Raw genomic sequence first — 19,330 nt, forward strand, 5'->3', positions numbered from 1 at the left:
CAAAGGCAAGCCCGAATGTCGCGGCGGCCCGACCGGACGCGAGCGGACAACTGGCGGTTGCGCGCCACATACCCTGGCGGATAAGATGGACCCGGAAGCGTTCCAGGGGGCTGGTATGTGGCTGAGGTCGTTCGTCGTTGCGTTTGTATTGCATGTGAGTGTTGTCGGCGCGAATGCGGCGGGACCGTTCGGTAGCGTCAATGTTGGCAACTGGATCGGCGGCGCCTTCAGCAACGATCAGACGGGCGCCTTCTCCCATTGCGCCGCGACAACGCCCTATGCGAACGGTGTCATCCTCGTCGTGAGCCAAAATGCCGCCGGCACCTGGTCGCTCGCCTTTGCGAGTCCCAGCTACCGCTTCAACAAGGGCGAGAGCGCCGCGATCGACGTGACCTTTGACGGGCAGGAGCAAGCCAGGCTGTACGCTACAGCGTATCAGTCCAACATGCTCACGGCCATCATGCCGCTCAAGGTCGTGCGTACGTTTCAGAAGGCGAGCCTTATGGTGGCAACAGCCGGCCGCGCCGTTCTGAATTTCGATCTGACATCGACCGGGCCGGTCATCTCGGCATTGGCCAATTGTGTGAGCAAGGTGAAAGCCGACGGGCTCGACAAGGCCGGCGACTTCACCAAAGGTGCGGCCAAGCCGGCAGCGACGTCGGAGAGACAGGCGTCACCGCCAGCTGGCGGCAAACCTGCGCGGTCCAAGAGCGGCACCGGCTTCGTGGTGAGCGCGAGCGGGCACATCGTCACCAACCACCATGTGGTCGACGGCTGCGCCGGCGACATCAAGGGCAATCTCACCGGCGAGGCCGCAATGGTGCTGCGCGTCGTGTCGAGCGACTCCAACAACGATCTCGCCCTGTTGCAGGCACCGTCGGCGACGACATTCAAGGACTTCGCCAGAATTCGTGACCGCTCCATCCGCTCCGGCGATTCCGTGGTCGCGATCGGTTTTCCCTACCACGGACTGCTGACCTCGGACTTCACCGTGACGACCGGCATCGTGAGCTCGCTCAGCGGCATGCGCAACGACTCGCGCTTCCTGCAAATCAGTGCACCCGTACAGCCCGGCAATAGCGGCGGGCCGCTGTTCGATAGCACCGGCCATGTCGTGGGCGTGGTCACCGGAAAGATCCCCGCATTGCGTATTGCCGCTGCGACCGGCAACATTCCCGAGAACATCAACTTCGCCATCAAGACCGGCGTGCTGCGCGACTTCCTGGACAATTCCGTGGTGCCCTATCAGACCGCCGAACCAAAGGGCGAGCTCAAGACCACCGACATCGCCGCCAACGCCCGGCCCTATACGATGCTGATCTCATGCAACGGGACAGAGCAGGCGGACGCGAAGCGGTAGCGTGAGCTGCGCTTCAATCACCGCCGTCATTCCCCGCGAAGGCGGGGAATCCAGTGCGCCGCGGCTTCGCGATTCAACGACGCCCGTCTTGGAGTACTGGATCGGTCAAGCCGGGCGATGGCACTTTCTGATGGGGCTCCAGCGTGCTCCCTCACCCCTGACAGCACGCCGCCTTCGCCTGCGGCTCGTACTGGTCGCGCAGGCGAACCCAGTCCATCGGATAGGGCAGCCCCTCCTCGTGACGACCGAGCGGCGTGAGGTCGAGATACTGATAGGCGGCGTTCATCATGTCGAGGCCGCGGGCGAAGCAGGAATAGGTATGGAAGATCTCGCCGGCCTCGTCGCGGTAGAACACGCTGATGCCTGGCAGCTCCGGACCGTGGATCGCGGTCGTGCCGAAATTGTACGTGGGCTCGCCGCTCGCAATCTCCTCCTGCGAGAACGTCACGCCGTAATCGTGGTTGAAGTCGGTGCCGCCTGAGGAGACCCAGTCAAAGGTCCAGCCCATCCGCTTCCTGAAAGCCTCGAGCTTTGCGCTGGGTGCCAGCGAGACCGCAACCATGGACGTGTCGCGCGCGGCCAGATGCGGCACCATGCGTTCGAAACCGTCGGCCCAGAACGAGCAGCTCTTGCAGGCCGCGTCCCAGTCGGGTGCGAACATCACATGCTGCACGACGAGCTGCGGACGGCCTCTGAACAGGTCGCCGAGCGACACGATGCCGTTCGGCCCGTCGAATTGATAGGCCTTGTCGACCTTGACCCAGGGCAAGGCGCGGCGCTCCTCGGCGAGGCGCTCGCGGGCCGCCGTGAGCTCCTTCTCGCGCGCCAGATGGGCCCTGCGCGCGATGATCCATTGCTCGCGCGAGACGATCTGATGGTGCTGCATGGCGTTCTCCCTGGCGTCAGGCGACGAAGGCGTCGAGCTTGTCGAGGAACGAGCTCCAGCCGCGCTGGTGGTTGTTGCGTGCGGTCTCGTCGAAGAACTGGGCGTGATGGAAGACCATCAAGGTGCCGGCACCGTCCGGCTTCAGCGAGATCGTCACCAGGGATTCACGCTCCGGCGTCGAGTGCCAGGCCCAGGTAAAGACGAGCAGCTCGTTCGGCACCACCTCGCGATAGAGGCCGCCGGCTTCGAAATATTCGCCGTCGTCGCGAATGAAGCTGATGCGGTAGCGGCCGCCGACGCGGACGTCGAGCTCGGCCTGAAGCGTCGCCGGCTTCATGTTCGGCGGCCCGAACCATTGCGCTAGCTGGGGGCCTTGCGTCCAGGCGGCGTAGACCTTTTCGGGCGGCGCGCGGAGCCGGCGCGTGAGCGTGAGGCTTGGACGTTCTGCCGGGCGTTCGGCGACGTTGGCGGCTGGGTTGGCCATTTCTCATCCTCCACGAAGGCGGCGAGACGATCGAAATTGTGGGACCAGAACTGCGCATAGCGATTGAGCCAGTTCATCGCCTGCTCCATCGGCTGCGCGCTGAGCCGGCAGGCGACCGTGCGTCCGGTCTTCTCCCGCATGATCAGGCCGGCATCCGTGAGCACGTCGAGATGCTTCATGATCGCCGGCAGCGAGACCGGAAACGGGGCCGCCAGCTCGCTCACCGTCAGGCCGTCCTGCTCGCCGAGGCGTGCGAGCAGCGCACGCCGTGTCGGGTCGGACAGCGCCGCAAAGGTCCGGTCCAGCGTCTCGTCCTTATACTTAACCATGTGGTTTAGTATAGACTCGAACGGAAAGGCGTCAAGCAGGAACCCGTTCGCACGGGTCCGCATGACTGCGTGATCGGGCGAGCGTGCGAAGCGCGATCAGTACGGAGTGACAGGCCGCGCGCGCCGGTGCGGCCGCGGTTGAGGGACCTGTTGCTGGCCGTAGGCAAAGCGAGGATTGCGATCGCAGAACAGCAGGCGGCCGGAGACGCTGGCCTGGCACTGCTCATAGGTGCTGTAGGCGCATTCGCCGGGATAATCGTACTCGCCGCCCTGCGCGCACCAGGGATAATCGTGCGCGGTGGCGGGGGTGCTGGCGGCGAATCCGACGAGAGCCATGGCGGCCAGCGCCGGCAGCGCCAATTGCATCATGCGCATGATACCAATTCCTCTCTCTGTGACACGAGATACGGCCCCACATATCATCAGGTTTCGTTGCAGCCTTTTATTCCAGATCAACTGGCATTGAGCGCGCAAGAAAAAAGCCCTGCCGAACGGCAGGGCTCCATCTCGATCATCACAAGATCGCTACTCGACCTTCAGGCCGGCGAACTCGACGACCTTCTTCCACTTCTCGGTCTCGGCCTTGATCTCTTCGCCGAACGCCTCGGGCGTCTGCACCCTCGGCTCGCCGCCGAGCTCGACCAGACGCTTGGCCATGTCGGGCTCCTTCATCAGCGCGTTGACCTCGGCGTTGAGCTTGGCGATGATCTCCTTTGGCGTGTTCTTCGGCGCGCCCATCCCGAACAGCGCGCTGGCCTCGTAGCCCTTGACGGTCTCGGCGACCGTCTGCACGTCGGGCAATTGCGGCGAGCGCTCCGCCGTGGTGACGCCGATCGCACGAAGCGAGCCGGAGCGGATGTGCTGGATGATCGAGGGCATGTTGTCGAAGATCACCTGCACCTGGCCGCCGAGCATGTCGGTGATCGCGGGCGCCGCGCCGCGATAGGGCACGTGCTGCATCTTGCAGCCGGTCATGGCCATGAACATCTCGCCGGACAGATGCACCGAGGTGCCGTTGCCTGACGAGGCCATGTTGACCTTGCCGGGATTGGCCTTCACATATTCGATGAACTCGGCGACGTTCTTGGCCGGCACGTCCTTGTTGACGGTCATCACGTTCGGCACCCGCTGGAACGAGGCGACCGGCGCGATGTCGCGCACGAAGTTGAACTTCAGGTTGGCGTAGAGCGAGGCATTGATGTAGTTGGCCGGATTGACCAGCTGCAGCGTGTAGCCGTCGGGCTCGGCATTGACGACCGATTCGGTGGCGATATTGTTCCCGGCGCCCGGCTTGTTCTCGACCACGAATTGCTGGCCGAGCTTTTCCGAAAGCCGCTGGCCGAGCAGCCGCGCCAGGATGTCGGTGGCACCGCCCGGCGGATAGCCGACCACCCATTTCACCGGACGGGCGGGGTAATCGGCGGCAAGGGCCTTCGACAGCGGGGTGGCTGCAAGCGGACTGGCGGCGAGCAGGCCCAGCGCGGTACGGCGAGTGATCATCTCAAGGGTTCTCCCAGTGTTGTTCTTGAAAGTCGGATAGCTTGAAAGTCGCGTCGGTTGTAACAAAGCTTGCCACAGGCGGAAAGTGCGCAGCGCGCATCACGACGAAAGGATGAGACATGCCGGTCAAGGTTCACGCCCTGGATCATCTCGTGATCAATGTCAGCGATGTCGCGGTGACCGCGGAGTGGTATCGCAAGATTCTCGGCATGGAAGTCAAGCTGTTCGATCCTGGCGGCGGCAAGCCGCCCCGCACTTTGCTTGAATTCGGTAACCAGAAGATCAACGTCCGGCAACGCGATGCAGATAAAGTGGAGTGGTTCACCGCCAGCCACCCGACCGCCGGCAGCGAGGATCTGTGCTTTCTCACCTCGGCCACACCGGACGAGGTGGTGGCGCATTTGCAGGCACATGGCGTCGCGATCGAAGCAGGCCCAGGCCCGAGGCAAGGCGCGCGCGGCACGCTGCGCTCGGTCTATTGCAGGGACCCGGATGGCAGCTTGATCGAGATCTCGTCGTACGAGGATTGAGGCCGACAGGACCGCACCGCCCGCCCCAAACACCGTCATTGCGAGGAGCGCGCGACAAAATTGCGTAGCAATTTTGCGCTGTAGCGACGAAGCAATCCGGACTGGCTCGGCGGAGACAGTCCGGATTGCTTCGCTTCGCTCGCAATGACGGCCGAGGGAGCGCGGACGACATACGCCCCCAGATTTGCTTCCCGCGCCACCGGATGGCAGGAAGACGCAATCATCAAGAAGCAGCCGCCAGCAAGATGCAGGCTGCACGGGAGGACCCATGGCTATCCAGAAAACCGCCGCCGGAATCGTGAGCCCCTTCGACGGGCTCGACGTGCCCTGGCTCTTGAGGATGCGCGCCGAGGTGCGCAGCTCCCATCCGTTCCTGATCTGGGCGCCGTTCGAGGAGCCGGCGCGGCACTGGAGCTATGGCGAATTTCACGAGCGAGTCGGTGCGCTCGCGGCAGGGCTGGCCAAGCGTGGCGTCAAGCCCGGCGAATATGTGCTCATCCATCTCGACAATTGCATCGAGGCGATGCTGGCCTGGTTTGCCTGTGTCGAGCTCGGCGCCATCGCGGTCACCACCAACACCCGCTCGGCGCCGGCGGAGATCGAGTATTTCGCCGATCATTGCGGCGCAGTCGCCGCGATCACGCAGCCCTCCTATGCGGCGGTCGTCGCGCAGAACTGCCGCAACATTCGCTGGATGGCGGTGACATCGCATGACGCCGGCACGGCGCCTGCGCAGGCCGTCTCGCGCGGCGACAGTTTTGAGGCGGTGTTCGCCGACAGCGCCGACCGCCCGCAACGGACGGCCGATCCGCTGGCGCCTTGCAGCGTGCAGTACACCTCCGGCACCACGTCGCGGCCGAAAGCGGTGCTGTGGACCCATGCCAATGCGCTGTGGGGCGCCAAGATCAACGCCGCGCATGAGGATCTGCATGCAAGCGACGTGCACCAGACCTATCTGCCGCTGTTCCACACCAATGCGCTGGCCTACTCCATGCTGGCGACGCTGTGGGTCGGCGGCTCCTGCGTGATCCAGCCGCGCTTCTCCGCCAGCCGGTTCTGGAGCGTCGCGCGCGAGCACGGCGCGACCTGGACCTCGACCATTCCGTTCTGCATGAAGGCCCTGCTCGAGCAGGAGATCCCGAAGGACCACAAATTCCGCCTGTGGGGCACGGCGATCAACGAGCCGCCGGCCTTCGCCGCGTTCGGGGTCAAGGTCATCGGCTGGTGGGGCATGACCGAGACCATCACCCACGGCATCGTCGGCGAGGTCGATCAGCCCAACATCCCGATGTCGATCGGCCGCGCCGCGCCCGAATACCGGATCCGCATCACCGATGACGATGGCCGGCCCACGGAAGTCGGCGGCACCGGCAATCTCGCGATCAAGGGCATCCCCGGCCTGTCGTTGTTCGCCGAATATCTGCACAACGAGAAGGCGACGCGCGAGAGTTTCGACGAGCACGGCTTCTTTCTCACCGGCGACCGCGTCGAGCGGCTTGCGAACGGCTACATCAAGTTCGGCGATCGCGCCAAGGACATGCTGAAGGTCGGCGGCGAGAACGTCGCGGCCTCCGAGATCGAGCAGGTGATCGCGCTGGTCCCCGGCGTGCGCGAGGCGGCGGTGGTGGCGAAGACGCATCCGATGCTGGACGAGGTGCCGGTCGTCTTCATCATCCCGCAGGGCGGCGTCGCGGGCGCCGCGCCCGATCTGCATGACAGGGTGATGGCCGCCTGCCGCAAGGACCTCGCCGACTTCAAGGTGCCGCGCGAGCTCAGGCTCGTCGACGACATGCCGCGCTCGACGCTGGAGAAGGTGGCGAAGGCGGAGTTGAGGAAGATGGTGAGTTAGGCGCAAACACTGTTCGACCCGTCATTGCGAGCGAAGCGAAGCAATCCAATTTTTCTCCGCGGAGGCAGTCTGGATTGCTTCGTCGCTACAGCGCAAGATTGCTACGCAATTTTGTCGCGAGCTCCTCGCAATGACGAGGTCGGAGCGATCGGCGCCCTAGAACGATCCCAACGCCACCGGCCTGAATGCCTGCAGCAGCTGCTGGTCGAGCTTGCCGCCCATGCCTTCCATCATCGTGAACGCGCGGGAGTGGGTGAAGGGCATGCGGTAAGCGCGCTTCTCCACCAGGGCGGCGTAGATGTCGACGATCGTCGTCAGCCGCACGATGTCGCTGATCTGGTTCGACGACAGGCCGTTCGGATAGCCGGAGCCGTCGAGGAATTCGTGATGATGCAGCACCACGTCCAGCATCTCCGGCGGGAAGCCGCCTTGTGCGGCGAGCGCTTCATAGCCGCGACGCGGATGCTGGCGCACCTCTTCCATCTCCTCGTCGGTGAGCTTGCCGGGCTTCTCGAGCAGCGCGGCGGGAACGAAGGCCTTGCCGACGTCGTGCAACAGCGCGGCGCGGGTCAGGCGGCGCTGGTCGTCCTCGCGCATGCCGAGATGCTGGGCGAAGGCGACGGCGAAGCCGGTGACGAACAGGCAATGGCGATAGCTGCCGACATGGTGGCAGCCGACCGTGGTCAGCCATTCGCGCAGCGAGGAATGCTTGATCGCCTTCAGAATCTTGCTCTCGGCCGCAATGACGTCGTCGAAGGTCAGGGGCACGCCGAGCGGCATCTTCTCGAACATCTTGGCCAGCACCGCGTGCGCCGCCTCGACGCCGCGGTTGAGCGTCTTGCCGCGATCGGTCGCATCATAGGCGGCAGTGTCCGGGAAGGCGGCGCGGATACGCTGAAGGATGGCCTCGGGCTGAAGCGGCCGCGAGATGGTGTCGGTGGCCCCCAACGCCCAGGCCTGCATGGTGCCGTGATGCAGGGCATCCGCGAGCACGAACAGCCGCGGCATCGAACGGTAGGCATCGCCGCGCAGCTTGTTGCGGACCCGCTGCACGCTCTCGGGCGAGCGCAGGTTGATGTCGACCACGAGGCCGGAGAGATCGCGCGCGGGCTGGGCGGGGATGGCCTCCGTCGTCACTGTCGAGACGTCGCCGACCGCTTTCAGAATGCTGGCGAGCTCGCTGCTCTCGTCGCTGCGATCGGAGGCGAGCAGGAGCCGACGTTTGGCGGCGGGTTTCGCTGAGGCGTTCATGACTTCCCCAAGGCACGGGACGGAATTTGGCGTCAGCCTAAGCCGGATCAGGTTCTCTGGCCCTTAAGAGGCGTGCTCAATGGAACCTTCTGAGAATGTATAGGATTTTAGGCATTCGCCTGGCAGGGTTGAGAACCGAAATAGCGAAACAACCCCATGCAAAGTAGAATCCCATTGTAAATACTTGGGCTTTTAGGACGCCCCGCCGCGTGGCATCGCCGCGATGTCGTTTCCTCCAGACAGACCGGCGGGCTAGGTTTAGTGAGAAAACAAGAAGAGGCGGAAGACATGCCAAGGATCAATCGGGACGGCGTCGGGATCTACTACGAGGTTCATGGCGAAGGTCCCCCGTTGCTGCTCACCCACGGCTATTCCTCGACTTCGGCGATGTGGCATGGGCAGGTCGAAGCGTTCGCGAGGGATCACAAGCTGGTCTTGTGGGACATGCGCGGCCACGGCGAGTCCGACTATCCCGACGATCCGAGCGCATACAGCGAAGCGCTGACCGTCGGCGACATGGCGGCGATCCTCGATGCGATCGGCGCCGAGCGCGCCATCATCGGCGGTCTCTCGCTCGGGGGTTATATGTCGCTCGCGTTCTATCGCGCGCATCCCAAGCGCACCCGCGCGCTGCTGATCATCGACACTGGCCCTGGCTTCAAGAAGAACGACGCGCGCGAAGCCTGGAACGCGCGGGCGCTTGCCACCGCCGACAGGCTCGACCGCGAAGGCCTCGAGATGCTAAAATCGGCGACGCGCGAGCGCGCCACCGCCAGCCATCGCAACGCCAGCGGGCTGGCGCTTGCCGCGCGCGGCATGCTGACCCAGCGCGATGCGCGTGTTATCGAGCTGCTGCCCGACATCAAGGTGCCCACGCTGATCGTGGTCGGCGCCGACGACACGCCGTTCCTCGCCGCGTCCGACTACATGGCGGCAAAGATCCCCGGCGCACAAAAGGTCGTGATCCCCGCGGCCGGACACGCGGTCAACATCGATCAGCCCGAGGCTTTTGTTGACGCGGTCGAGCCTTTCCTGAAGAACTTGCCGGCACAGGTCGATCAGGCAAGGACGTAGGCGATGAAGCGGGCGATGCTGGCTGCGGGCGCGATGTTGCTGTCGATATCTGCGCAGGCCGAGCCGTTCGGCGTGGTTCCGCCGCGCCAGCCTTTCGTCGCGACCTTGTCGAACAACACGCCGCTCGCCTTCGGCATGGATGCCGAGCAGACCGCGCGCGCCCTCGGCCAGCCGCTGCAATATGTCCGGGGACGTCCGGGCAACGAGATCTATCTCGCGCTTCGCAACATCGGCGGCAGCGGCCTGATCCCCTACCGTCACCGCCTGTTCCTGCAATTCCGTCACGGACGGCTGGCGGGATGGAAGGAGGACTACGGCGAGAACTGGATGTGGGAATGATGGCGGCCCTTCATGACACAGAGAAATCGTATCCGTGCTGTCGCGCATTGAAGTTGCCACATCGTCATGGCCGGGCTTGTCCCGGCCATCCACGATCTTTCGTGCGGCGCCAAGAACGTGGATGCCCGGGACAAGCCCGGGCATGACGAGATTGTGGCGCGAGTAGAATTCCCAACTAACGACCAATCAAGAAGGACAATTCGCGTGGGACAGGACATCAGACTGACCGCCTCCGACAATTTCCAGCTCGGCGCCTATCGGGCTGACCCCTCCGGCACGCCGAAGGGCGCGGTGGTGGTGATCCAGGAGATCTTCGGGGTCAATCACCACATCCGCTCGGTCTGCGACCGCCTCGCCAAAGAAGGCTATGTCGCGATCGCGCCGTCGATCTTCGACCGGACGTCGCCGAACTTCCAGTCGGGCTATTCGCCCGACGAGATCGCGGAGGCGCGCAAGTTCGTCGCCAATCCGGATTGGGCCGCGATGCTGCGCGACACGCAAGCCGCGATCGATGCCGTGAAGAGCGTCGGCCCCGTCGGCATCATCGGCTTCTGTCTCGGCGGCAGCGTCGCCTTCGTCGCGGCGACGCGGCTGTCGGGGCTGAAGGCCGCGGTGGGCTATTACGGCGGCGCCGTCGTGCGCTTTGCCGACGAGACGCCGAAGGTGCCGACGCAGTTGCATTTCGGCGAGAAGGATGCCGGCATTCCGCTCACCGATGTCGAGACGATCAAGGCGAAGCGGCCGGACGTCGAGGTCTTCATCTATCCGGGCGCCCAGCACGGCTTCCATTGCGACGAGCGCGCCAGCTACGACAAGGCCAGCGCCGACATCGCATGGCCGCGCAGCATGGCGTTCTTCGCGAAGCATTTGGGATAGATCGCGCGACTGTCTCGGGCGTCATTCCGGGATGCGCCGCGAAGCGGTGCAGGCCCGGAATCCATCCGGCGACGGAGTTGGTGGCGCGATGGATTCCGGGCTCGCGCCAAGAGGCGCGCCCCGGAATGACGGGAGTGAGGGAGAGAGCTAGAACCAGCGCTCGCCGACGAACACGGTATCGCCGGGGCTGAGGGGGGTGCCGAGCGGCACCACGGCGCGCATGGCGCCGCCGTTCTCGGTGTGCGTGATGGTGACCAGGTCGCGCTTGGCGCGCGGCGAGAAACCGCCGGCAATGGCGACGGCGCTCTCGACCGTCATGTTCGGCACGTAAGGATATTGGCCGGGCGCGAGGACCTCGCCGAGAATGAAGAACGGACGATAGGCCTCGATCTCGACCGCCACGGACGGCTCGCGGATGTAGCCGTTGCGCAGGCGCGCGGCGATCTCGCCGGCGAGACCTGCCGTGGTGCGGCCGCGCGCCGGCACGGCGCCGATCAGCGGCATGGTGATGGAGCCGCCGGCGTCGATCGCATAGCTGTTGGTGAGGCCTTCCTGGCCGTAGACCACGACGCGAAGCTTGTCGCCGGCGTCGAGATGGTAGGAAGTGCCATTGCGCATCATCATCGGCGCGGCGTAGCCGACCGGCATGGGTGCGGGCGTCGAGGCAAAGGAGTTGCGCAGCGCGTCGATGGCGCCGCCGCCGCCGTCGGCGACGACGACCGGCTGCGGCGCGCTGTAGGGCTGGCCATAGGCCATGGAGTCGAGATCGGCGCGCGGCTGCATCACCGCGACGGGACCGGCGGTCTGCATGCAGCCGCCAAGGGCAAGCGCGGCGGACGCGGCCAGGGACGCTGCCAAGATCGACCATCGAAACGCGCGTGCAACCGGCACCGGACCTATCCCTCGAAACGAGACGGCCCCAGTGATGCACCGGTTATGGTTAATAAAGCGTTGAACGGGGGCTTTGGTTGCAGGGCCGCCGCGCTATCATTCCGAGGCTTCGCGATAGCGACGCACCTGAAATCCTGCGCCACGGGAATTGAAGATCAATCCCGGGAATAGCCGATCAACGGCTTGCGCGGCCGGAACAGGATCATCAGGAGAATGCCCAGAATGCCGAGCACGGCGAAGACCGGCTGATCCAGCACGAGGCGGATCACCGAGGTCCAGAGCCAGGGCGCCTTGGCCTCGACCCAGGTGCGGAACGCCGCCTGGCTGGCCTGATTGATATCGTTCCAGAACTGGCCGAACCGGGTGAACCTGAGGGTCTGGTCGGCCACCCAGCGGGCGCCGTCATAGACCATGAAGATGAACCCGCCGGCGAGCAGCAACAGCCCAATCAGTCGGAAAAAGCCGCGGATCATGCCTCACCTACGATGGTCGTCCGATCGGACGACCTCCTGGAACGTTGCCAGCCAATAGCCGGACGACGGCAGAAATTCAACCTCTTCAGGGCGTTACGGCTCCGTCCAGGCCGCCAAAGGCCGGATTTCCAGCTCCCGAAAGCGTTGACGGTGCCAAAGACCCTCTCTATAAGGGCGCCAATTGGCGGTGGGCGCAATCCTGCCGCCGCTGTTCTTTGAGCAGTTGCAGGCACCTTGAGCTTGAAGACTCTCTCGAGCTTGAAGACTCTTTGGAGCCTCAGAGACAGCCGCAAGGCCGTCGCTCATGTTCCGGGAACGGCCCAGCAACCGAACACCCTAAATCCGAGCGTCGATTACGCGGTCAAGCAAGCCGGCGCTACCCGACCAAGACGCGACCGGTACCCGCAAAGGACATTGAGACCATGGCCAATACCACTTCCGCCAAGAAAGCGACGCGCAAGATCGCCCGCCGCACCGCCGTCAACAAGTCGCGCCGCACCCAGATGCGCGGCGCCGTGCGCACCGTCGAGGAAGCCATCAAGACCGGCGACCGCGCCGCTGCCGTGAAGGCACTCGCGTCTGCCGAGCCCGCTCTGATGCGTGCCGCCCAGCGCAACATCATTCACAAGAACAACGCCAGCCGCAAAGTCTCGCGCCTCACCGCGCAGATCGCCAAGCTCGCGAAGTAATCTCGCGACATCATCTGATCGGTCGATCCGGTCAGCGCGTCAAACAGCCCGGCATCACGCCGGGCTTTTTTGTTGACTGTCATATTCACGCAAGCGGTCATGCGAAGTTCGACCGTGGACGCATCGTCTGCGTTATCTTGCCGACGAGTTGCAACGGCGGAAGCTTCACCGCGTTGCAAAAAACCCCTGCGCCGCGGGCTCGAATTGAATTGGCGCGAACGAGAGTTCTGCACACCGTAGATTCACTGGGCCGCGTGTGCCTTGGAGTTACCCTGCAAAACCAGTCTCGAAAAGCGATGCACCAATAATCACTTATCAACATAGCAGCGACAAGCATTTGGAAAATTCGCTCGCACGTCGGGCGCGTGACGAATTTGTAAAAAAATTTTGGCGGTGGCCGAAAATTGTCACACGATGCGCGACATTCTCGATTCTGTGCACGGATTCAAAAACTTGCTTCGGAGCCTGTGAACAACTCTCGCGCGGCGTTAACCGAGGTCAAGTTTTTTGACGCCTCAAGTGTGAATCAATTTCGTTGCGAGTCTTTCCGCTTAGTGTATTCCTTAAGCCGTCAGCGGCGCCCACGATCTTCAGACCAGTGCGGTTTAGGAAACGGGGCGAACGTGCAAATCGGCGGCGGTGTGCACGTAGGCGACGCTTCAACAAGCGATGTCGGTTCAAAACCCATAGCAGTATGGGAATGGTAGCTGTTTGTCTGAATGTCTCCAAGCGGGATCTTCTCGCTCGCGCCCGGCGCACAATATGAGAGACATCGCAATGCTACCCCGGCACGCAAGGGGGCGAAGTCGAGCGGACGACCAGAACATTGGGCAGGCATCCGCGACAGGAGTACGGCGCGGTTGTCTTAAGGACACGCAGGACCTTGTCGTGAGTGATCACGGCAGGACGGGGAGGTATCATGTCTTACGGACTCAACGCGGTATTGAAGCACGTTTTCTATTCCAACGATGCCGTTCCAGCTCCGTCGGATCTCCAGCCTCCCGCGTGTGACGAAGCGCCGAGTACGCGCTGACCTCGCGACCCCTCCATCCCCAGACATCGCTGATCTGACTTGCGGCGTCCGCGCCGAACGGTCGAGCTGTGCCTGACGATGGACTCGCTTGAGGTCGCGCCACTTCAGGGACCGTGGCAGGAACCCTGCATGGCGCTCACAACGCAACTATATCTCTCGAGAGAAGTTTTCTGACGATGACAATGGAACAGGATCGCTGGTCACGCGTGAAGGGTCGGCTGCGCTCGAGCGTTGGCGAGGACGTTTACACGAGCTGGTTTGCACGCATGGATCTGGAGGGCGTGCAGGAGGAGAGCGTGCGGCTCTCGGTGCCGACGCGTTTCCTGAAGAGCTGGATCCAGGCCCACTATGCCGAGCGCGTGCTGTCGTGCTGGCAGGCCGAGATGCCGGAGGTGCATCGCATCGATCTCACCGTTCGCTCCGCCGTGCGCCCGGTGGTGCAAACGAAGGAAGTGCCCGCGCCGGTCGAGGCGCGCCGCGCGCCGACGCCGGAGCTGCGCTCGACCGCGACCGCGCCGGTCTCGGCCAATCACGACGCGCTCGGCGGCTCGCCGCTCGATCCGCGCCTGACCTTTGCGAGCTTCGTCGTCGGCCGCTCCAACACGCTGGCGCATGCGGCCGCGCGCCAGGTCGCCGAAGGTCGCCGCGGCGACCCCGTGATGTTCAACCCGCTCTACATCCATGCCGGCGTCGGCCTCGGCAAGACGCACCTGCTCCAGGCGGTAACCTGGGCCGGCAATTCCGGCAACGAGCGCAAGGTGCTTTATCTCACCGCCGAAAAATTCATGTACGGCTTCGTCGCCGCGCTGAAGACGCAGACGGCGCTGGCCTTCAAGGAAGCGCTGCGCGGCATCGACGTGCTCGTGATCGACGATCTGCAGTTCCTGCAGGGCAAGTCGACGCAGGCCGAATTCTGCCACACGCTGAACGCGCTGATTGACGCCGGCCGCCAGGTCGTGATCGCTGCCGACCGTCCGCCGTCCGACCTCGAAAGCCTCGATGACCGCGTGCGCTCGCGTCTCGCAGGCGGGCTCGTGGTCGAGATGGGCTCGCTCGGCGAGGAGCTGCGCCACGGCATCCTCAAGTCGCGCGTCGCAGCTGCCCGCGCCCATCATGCGACGTTCGAAGTGCCCGAGGAGGTGCTGCACTATCTTGCGCGCACCATCACTCATAACGGCCGCGACCTCGAAGGGGCGATCAACCGTCTGCTCGCGCATTCCAAGCTCAACAACCGGCCGGTGACGCTGGAGATGGCGGAGCACGAGGTGCGCGATCTGGTCCGGCCGCAGGAGCCGAAGCGGATCAAGATCGAGGACATCCAGCGCGTGGTGGCGCGGCAGTACAATGTCAGCCGCTCCGACCTGTTGTCCTCGCGCCGCACCGCCAACGTGGTCCGCCCGCGCCAGGTGGCGATGTATCTCGCCAAGACGCTGACCTTGCGCTCGCTGCCCGAGATCGGCCGCCGCTTCGGCGGACGCGACCACACCACCGTGCTGCACGCGGTGCGCAAGATCGAGGCACTGGTCTCCAAGGACACCGCGCTGTCGGAAGAGGTCGAGTCGCTGAAGCGCCAGCTCCAGGAGTAAGGGCCTACTTCTTTGGCCTCTCCCCGCCTGCGGCGGGTCAATCGTCGAGGAGGCTCGCGCACACCGGCGGCCCCAGCGTCATGGCCGGGCTTGTCCCGGCCATCCACGCCCTTCCCTGCGGCACCAAGAACGTGGATGCCCGGGACAAGCCCGGGCATGACGGCTTGAGACAGCCGAAACTGCCTGTAAATCGTGGGGAACTGCCTCCGATCCCTTGAATCCGGGGGCCATCCGAGCCACCTTGCGCGACCCTGAAGGCTTTGGTCATATCGGCTGGATCCGGCTTCTCGGGGTCTTCGGTGCCGTGGCGCGCGTCCTGCCGCCCGGCCGTCTCAACGCTGTGTTTTCCTTGGGGATCGGGCGAGTAGTGCAATGAAGGTTACGGTCGAACGCGCGCAACTCCTGAAGTCGCTGGGCCATGTCCACCGCGTGGTCGAGCGCCGCAACACGATTCCCATCCTCGGCAACGTGCTGGTTCGCGCCGAGAACGCGAAATTGTCGCTGAAGGCGACCGACCTCGACCTCGAGGTGACGGAGACGCTGCCGGCGGAAACCGCGACCGCCGGTTCCACCACCGTGCCGGCCCACATGTTCTACGACATCGTGCGCAAGCTGCCCGATGGCTCGCAGATCGTGCTGGAAGCCGACGGCGACCGCGCCGTGCTGGCGATCCGCGCCGGCCGCTCGCGCTTCACGCTGCAGACGCTGCCGGAGAACGATTTCCCGGATCTGGCCGCAGGCGACATGTCGCACTCCTTCTCGCTCGCCGCCAAGGACGTCAAGCGGCTGATCGACCGCACCCAGTTCGCGATCTCCACCGAGGAGACACGCTACTACCTCAACGGCATCTATCTGCACGCCGCCGGCACGCCGAAGGCCGCCACCCTGCGCGGCGTCGCCACCGACGGCCACCGCCTCGCCCAGCTCGACCTGGTGCAGCCCAAGGGCGCCGAGGGCATGCCCGGCGTGATCGTGCCGCGCAAGACCGTCGGCGAGGTGCAGCGCCTGATCGAGGATACCGACGCCGAGATGACGATCGAGCTGTCGCAGGCCAAGATCCGCTTCACCATCGGTAACGTCGTGCTGACCTCGAAGCTGATCGACGGCACCTTCCCCGATTACGGCCGCGTCATCCCGCAGAACAACGACAAGGAGCTCGTCGTCGACAAGAAGGATTTCGAGAACGCGGTCGACCGCGTCTCCACGATCTCCAGCGAGCGCGGGCGGGCGGTGAAACTGTCGCTGTCGCCGGGCAAGCTGGTGCTGTCGGTGACCAACCCGGATTCCGGCAGCGCGACCGAGGAGCTCGAGGTCGAATACGCCTCCGACGCCCTCGATATCGGCTTCAACTCTCGCTACCTCCTCGACATCGCCGCCCAGATCGAAGGCGACGTCGCAACCTTGAGGCTCGCCGACCCCGGTTCGCCCACCCTGGTGCAGGACCGCGACGACAAGAGCGCCCTGTACGTGCTGATGCCGATGCGGGTGTGAGGAACATGTTGCTCCTCTCGCGACACCTTGCGCGCGGAGACAACCCCTCACCCGGCTTCGCTACGCGAAGCCACCCTCTCCCACAAGGGGAGAGGGTGAAGCTACAGCTTTCCCTGTCGCAACAAGCGCGACGCAGGTTGTTGTACCCTCTCCCCTTGTGGGAGAGGGCATCTCCGCTGGCGGATACAAGCTCAATCGGGTGAGGGGTTCGTGCCGCAGGAGCCATCCCATCGACCAGTCGCCAAGCGTCTCCGCCAGTTCGCGAAGAACATGCGACATGAGCCGACGGATGCTGAAGCTGCGATGTGGCGCGTGTTGAGGCATCGTCGGCTCTCCACTTTCAAGTTTCGCCGACAGGTCCCGTTCAAGAACTACATCCTCGATTTCGTCTGCTTCGAGAGACGCCTCGTGATCGAGATCGACGGAAGCCAACATGCGGAATCGCAGCGAGATGCGACGCGCGAAGCGACGCTTGCTGCCGACGGGTTTTGGACATTGCGCTATTGGAACAACGACGTGCTGCAACAGCCCGCTTCTGTATTGGAGGATATCCTTGCAAAGCTCGGCGCGCGGTAAGATACCCCTCACCCGTCGCCTCACTGCGTGAGGCGCCACCCTCTCCCACAAGGGGAGAGGGGAAGAGTCGCGTCCATGACGAAGAGACCATGACCCCCTCCCGCATTCATCGCCTGACGCTGACGCATTTTCGCAATTATCGGGCGGCGGGGCTCGAGACGGCGGCTGACATGGTGGCGCTGGTCGGGCCGAACGGGGCAGGCAAGACCAATTGCATCGAGGCGATCTCGTTCCTGTCGCCGGGGCGGGGCCTGCGCCGCGCGACGCTGGAAGACGTCGCCGACAACCAGGGCGACGGCTCATGGGCGGTGTCGGTGCAGGTCGAGGGCGCGCTGGGGCTTGCGACGCTCGGCACCGGCATCGACGCGCCGCGCGCTGACAGCTCGGTGAGCCGGCGCTGCCGCATCGACCGCGAGCCAGTGGGTTCTGCCAGCGCCTTCGGCGACCACATCCGCATGGTGTGGCTGACGCCGTCGATGGACGGGCTGTTCATGGGCGCAGCCTCCGAACGGCGGCGCTTCTTCGACCGCCTCGTGCTCGCGATCGACAGCGAGCATTCCAGCCGCATCAACGCACTCGAGCGCTCGCTGCGCTCGCGCAACCGTCTGCTGGAGACGCGCAATTACGACGACCATTGGTGTGACGCGATCGAGCGCGAGACCGCGGAGCTCGCGGTCGCGGTGGCGGCAACGCGCGGCCAGACCGCGGCAAGGCTCACCGGCATGCTCAACGCGCGCGCGCAGGAATCCGCCTTTCCCTCGGCGCAGATCGCGCTCGACGGCTGGATGGAGAACGCACTGCTGACGGAGACCGCGACCTCGGTCGAGGATCGCTACCGCCAGATCCTGCGCGACAACCGCCCGCGCGATGCCATCGCCGGCCGCACCACCGACGGCCCGCATCTCACCGACCTGCAGGTCGTCTATGCGCCCAAGAGCATGCCGGCGCGCGATGCCTCCACCGGCGAGCAGAAGGCGCTCCTGATCGGCCTCGTGCTGGCACATGCGACGCTGGTCGCCGAGATGACCGGCATCGTGCCGCTGCTGCTGCTCGACGAGGTGGTCGCGCATCTCGATCCGAGCCGCCGTGCGGCGCTGTTCGAGGAGCTGAAGAAGCTCGGCGCGCAGGTGTGGCTGACCGGTGCGGATCCTGCCGCGTTCGCCGAGATCGGCGCGGGCGGCGAAGTCTTTGACGTCGAGAGCGGACGAGTCTCGGCGCGAAGGTAGGCCGCCACATTGAACCCGCCCGTTTCAGGCCGCGACTAGCTGCATGTGGCTGCCAGAGGCGGCCATCGCGCAGGATTTCAGACGCGCGCGATATCCTTGGAGCATGAGCATGGCGACGGTGGGGCGTGGGGCGCAAGCTCCGGCACGATGGCAGCTTGTTGCGTGCGGCCTCGCTCTCTTCGCGAGCTGCCTGCTCGCGGCCAGCGCCGGCGCCTTCGTGTCGAATCTGCCGCCGCTGTTCTCGGCCGCGCTCACGCTCGATCCCGCTGCCAGGCTGCCTGCGCCGACCCGCTACAGCTATCGCGGGATCCACACCACCGTGATGCCCGGCATTGAAGAGCCGCTCCGGACCAGGCTCGAAGCCCGCGTGCCCGCAGCGCTCGGCGACGTCCTCGCCTTCTATCGAACCGAGCTTCGAAAGCTCGGTTGGCAGGAACGGCAGGAAGACGCGATGGTCACCGCCGATCGCGCGCGCCTCGCCTTCGTCTCCCCGATCGGGCCGGCAACGCTGGAGCTCGATCGCAATGGCGGCAGCACCGCGGTGCATCTCGTGCAGAAGAATTCCGATGTCGCGACCCGGGCAAACGTCCTGCCCGAACCCGGCCAGGCGAAGCTGGTGTTCAGCAACATCGGCGAGAACGAAGCCGTGCTCGAGATCAGCGAGCGGACCATCCCGCGCCCCGCCGGCGCCAACGCCGTCGCGCTGGACCTCGTGCCCGGCAAATATCCCTACGCACTGAGCGTGCCGGGCCGTCCGGCCACCACGAACATGCTCACCGTCACGGCTGGCGATACCTGGGAGCTCACGGTCGGACGCGACGGCGAGGCGTGGCCGCCGCTCCAGCTGTATTGAGACCTGCCTGCGCACACCGCGCAGCTCCTGCGCC

19 protein-coding genes and 1 pseudogene are annotated in these 19,330 nt (G+C 64.8%); 12 read left to right on the forward strand and 8 right to left on the reverse strand.

The window, feature by feature from the left end:
• Positions 1-115: 115 nt before the first annotated feature.
• Entirely contained in the window at positions 116-1,360 is a 1,245-nt protein-coding gene (locus FJV43_RS15710; RefSeq protein ID WP_239629434.1) for a trypsin-like peptidase domain-containing protein, read from the forward strand.
• A gap of 151 nt (positions 1,361-1,511) precedes the next feature.
• Here FJV43_RS15710 and FJV43_RS15715 read toward each other — a convergent pair whose 3' ends face one another.
• From FJV43_RS15715 to FJV43_RS15735, 5 genes and pseudogenes are all read right to left on the reverse strand, one after another.
• On the reverse strand, positions 1,512-2,246 hold the full coding sequence (locus FJV43_RS15715) for a thioredoxin family protein (protein WP_239628306.1): 735 nt from the start codon (positions 2,244-2,246) through the stop codon (positions 1,512-1,514).
• Positions 2,247-2,262: 16 nt separating this feature from the next.
• Positions 2,263-2,598 (reverse strand): annotated as a pseudogene (locus FJV43_RS15720) (SRPBCC domain-containing protein); the annotation flags it as partial.
• Positions 2,599-2,606: 8 nt separating this feature from the next.
• Positions 2,607-3,059, reverse strand: a complete 453-nt coding sequence (locus tag FJV43_RS15725; protein WP_239628308.1) for a metalloregulator ArsR/SmtB family transcription factor — start codon at positions 3,057-3,059, stop codon at positions 2,607-2,609.
• Between the two features lie 96 nt (positions 3,060-3,155).
• Complete coding sequence (locus FJV43_RS15730) at positions 3,156-3,434, reverse strand: DUF3551 domain-containing protein (protein ID WP_239628309.1); 279 nt, start codon at positions 3,432-3,434, stop codon at positions 3,156-3,158.
• Positions 3,435-3,584: 150 nt separating this feature from the next.
• Entirely contained in the window at positions 3,585-4,559 is a 975-nt protein-coding gene (locus FJV43_RS15735) for a tripartite tricarboxylate transporter substrate binding protein (RefSeq protein ID WP_239628311.1), read from the reverse strand.
• Positions 4,560-4,678: 119 nt separating this feature from the next.
• Here FJV43_RS15735 and FJV43_RS15740 point away from each other — a divergent pair, with 119 nt between their 5' ends.
• Both FJV43_RS15740 and FJV43_RS15745 read left to right on the forward strand, forming a co-directional pair.
• Complete coding sequence (locus FJV43_RS15740) at positions 4,679-5,089, forward strand: VOC family protein (RefSeq protein WP_239628312.1); 411 nt, start codon at positions 4,679-4,681, stop codon at positions 5,087-5,089.
• 268 nt (positions 5,090-5,357) lie between these two features.
• Positions 5,358-6,938, forward strand: coding sequence for an AMP-binding protein (locus tag FJV43_RS15745; RefSeq protein ID WP_239628314.1), 1,581 nt, complete (start codon positions 5,358-5,360; stop codon positions 6,936-6,938).
• Between the two features lie 156 nt (positions 6,939-7,094).
• On the opposite strand, the gene FJV43_RS15750 is transcribed toward FJV43_RS15745, so the two are convergent.
• Positions 7,095-8,189, reverse strand: coding sequence for an HD domain-containing phosphohydrolase (locus FJV43_RS15750; RefSeq protein ID WP_239628316.1), 1,095 nt, complete (start codon positions 8,187-8,189; stop codon positions 7,095-7,097).
• Positions 8,190-8,477: 288 nt separating this feature from the next.
• On the opposite strand from FJV43_RS15750, the gene FJV43_RS15755 reads away from it, so the two are divergent.
• The 3 genes from FJV43_RS15755 (at position 8,478) to FJV43_RS15765 (ending at position 10,478) form a co-directional block, all read left to right on the forward strand.
• Positions 8,478-9,263, forward strand: a complete 786-nt coding sequence (locus FJV43_RS15755) for an alpha/beta fold hydrolase (RefSeq protein WP_239628318.1) — start codon at positions 8,478-8,480, stop codon at positions 9,261-9,263.
• Positions 9,264-9,266: 3 nt separating this feature from the next.
• Positions 9,267-9,602, forward strand: a complete 336-nt coding sequence (locus FJV43_RS15760) for a hypothetical protein (RefSeq protein WP_239628319.1) — start codon at positions 9,267-9,269, stop codon at positions 9,600-9,602.
• A gap of 204 nt (positions 9,603-9,806) precedes the next feature.
• Positions 9,807-10,478 (forward strand): dienelactone hydrolase family protein, encoded by a 672-nt coding sequence (locus tag FJV43_RS15765; RefSeq protein WP_239628321.1) that lies wholly within the window; start codon positions 9,807-9,809, stop codon positions 10,476-10,478.
• A gap of 147 nt (positions 10,479-10,625) precedes the next feature.
• Here the strand turns inward: FJV43_RS15765 and FJV43_RS15770 are convergent, their stop codons facing one another.
• Positions 10,626-11,369 (reverse strand): polysaccharide biosynthesis/export family protein, encoded by a 744-nt coding sequence (locus FJV43_RS15770; RefSeq protein ID WP_239628323.1) that lies wholly within the window; start codon positions 11,367-11,369, stop codon positions 10,626-10,628.
• Positions 11,370-11,524: 155 nt separating this feature from the next.
• On the reverse strand, positions 11,525-11,842 hold the full coding sequence (locus tag FJV43_RS15775; RefSeq protein WP_028178126.1) for a hypothetical protein: 318 nt from the start codon (positions 11,840-11,842) through the stop codon (positions 11,525-11,527).
• Positions 11,843-12,264: 422 nt separating this feature from the next.
• Here FJV43_RS15775 and rpsT point away from each other — a divergent pair, with 422 nt between their 5' ends.
• From rpsT to FJV43_RS15805, 6 genes are all read left to right on the forward strand, one after another.
• Entirely contained in the window at positions 12,265-12,531 is a 267-nt protein-coding gene (gene rpsT / locus FJV43_RS15780; protein WP_028178125.1) for a 30S ribosomal protein S20, read from the forward strand.
• Between the two features lie 1,209 nt (positions 12,532-13,740).
• Positions 13,741-15,150, forward strand: a complete 1,410-nt coding sequence (gene dnaA, locus FJV43_RS15785) for a chromosomal replication initiator protein DnaA (RefSeq protein ID WP_239628324.1) — start codon at positions 13,741-13,743, stop codon at positions 15,148-15,150.
• Between the two features lie 372 nt (positions 15,151-15,522).
• Positions 15,523-16,641, forward strand: a complete 1,119-nt coding sequence (gene dnaN / locus FJV43_RS15790; protein WP_028178123.1) for a DNA polymerase III subunit beta — start codon at positions 15,523-15,525, stop codon at positions 16,639-16,641.
• Between the two features lie 210 nt (positions 16,642-16,851).
• Positions 16,852-17,217: a DUF559 domain-containing protein gene (locus FJV43_RS15795; RefSeq protein ID WP_239628326.1), complete on the forward strand. Its 366-nt coding sequence runs from the start codon at positions 16,852-16,854 to the stop codon at positions 17,215-17,217.
• Positions 17,218-17,306: 89 nt separating this feature from the next.
• Positions 17,307-18,443 (forward strand): DNA replication/repair protein RecF, encoded by a 1,137-nt coding sequence (gene recF, locus FJV43_RS15800; protein ID WP_239628327.1) that lies wholly within the window; start codon positions 17,307-17,309, stop codon positions 18,441-18,443.
• Between the two features lie 109 nt (positions 18,444-18,552).
• Positions 18,553-19,296 carry a hypothetical protein gene (locus FJV43_RS15805; RefSeq protein WP_239628329.1) on the forward strand — a complete coding sequence of 248 codons (744 nt, stop codon included), beginning with the start codon at positions 18,553-18,555 and terminating at the stop codon, positions 19,294-19,296.
• Positions 19,297-19,330 lie beyond the last annotated feature (34 nt).

The sequence above is a fragment of the Bradyrhizobium sp. I71 genome, from assembly GCF_022354745.1.
Taxonomy (GTDB): Bacteria; Pseudomonadota; Alphaproteobacteria; order Rhizobiales; family Xanthobacteraceae; genus Bradyrhizobium; species Bradyrhizobium liaoningense.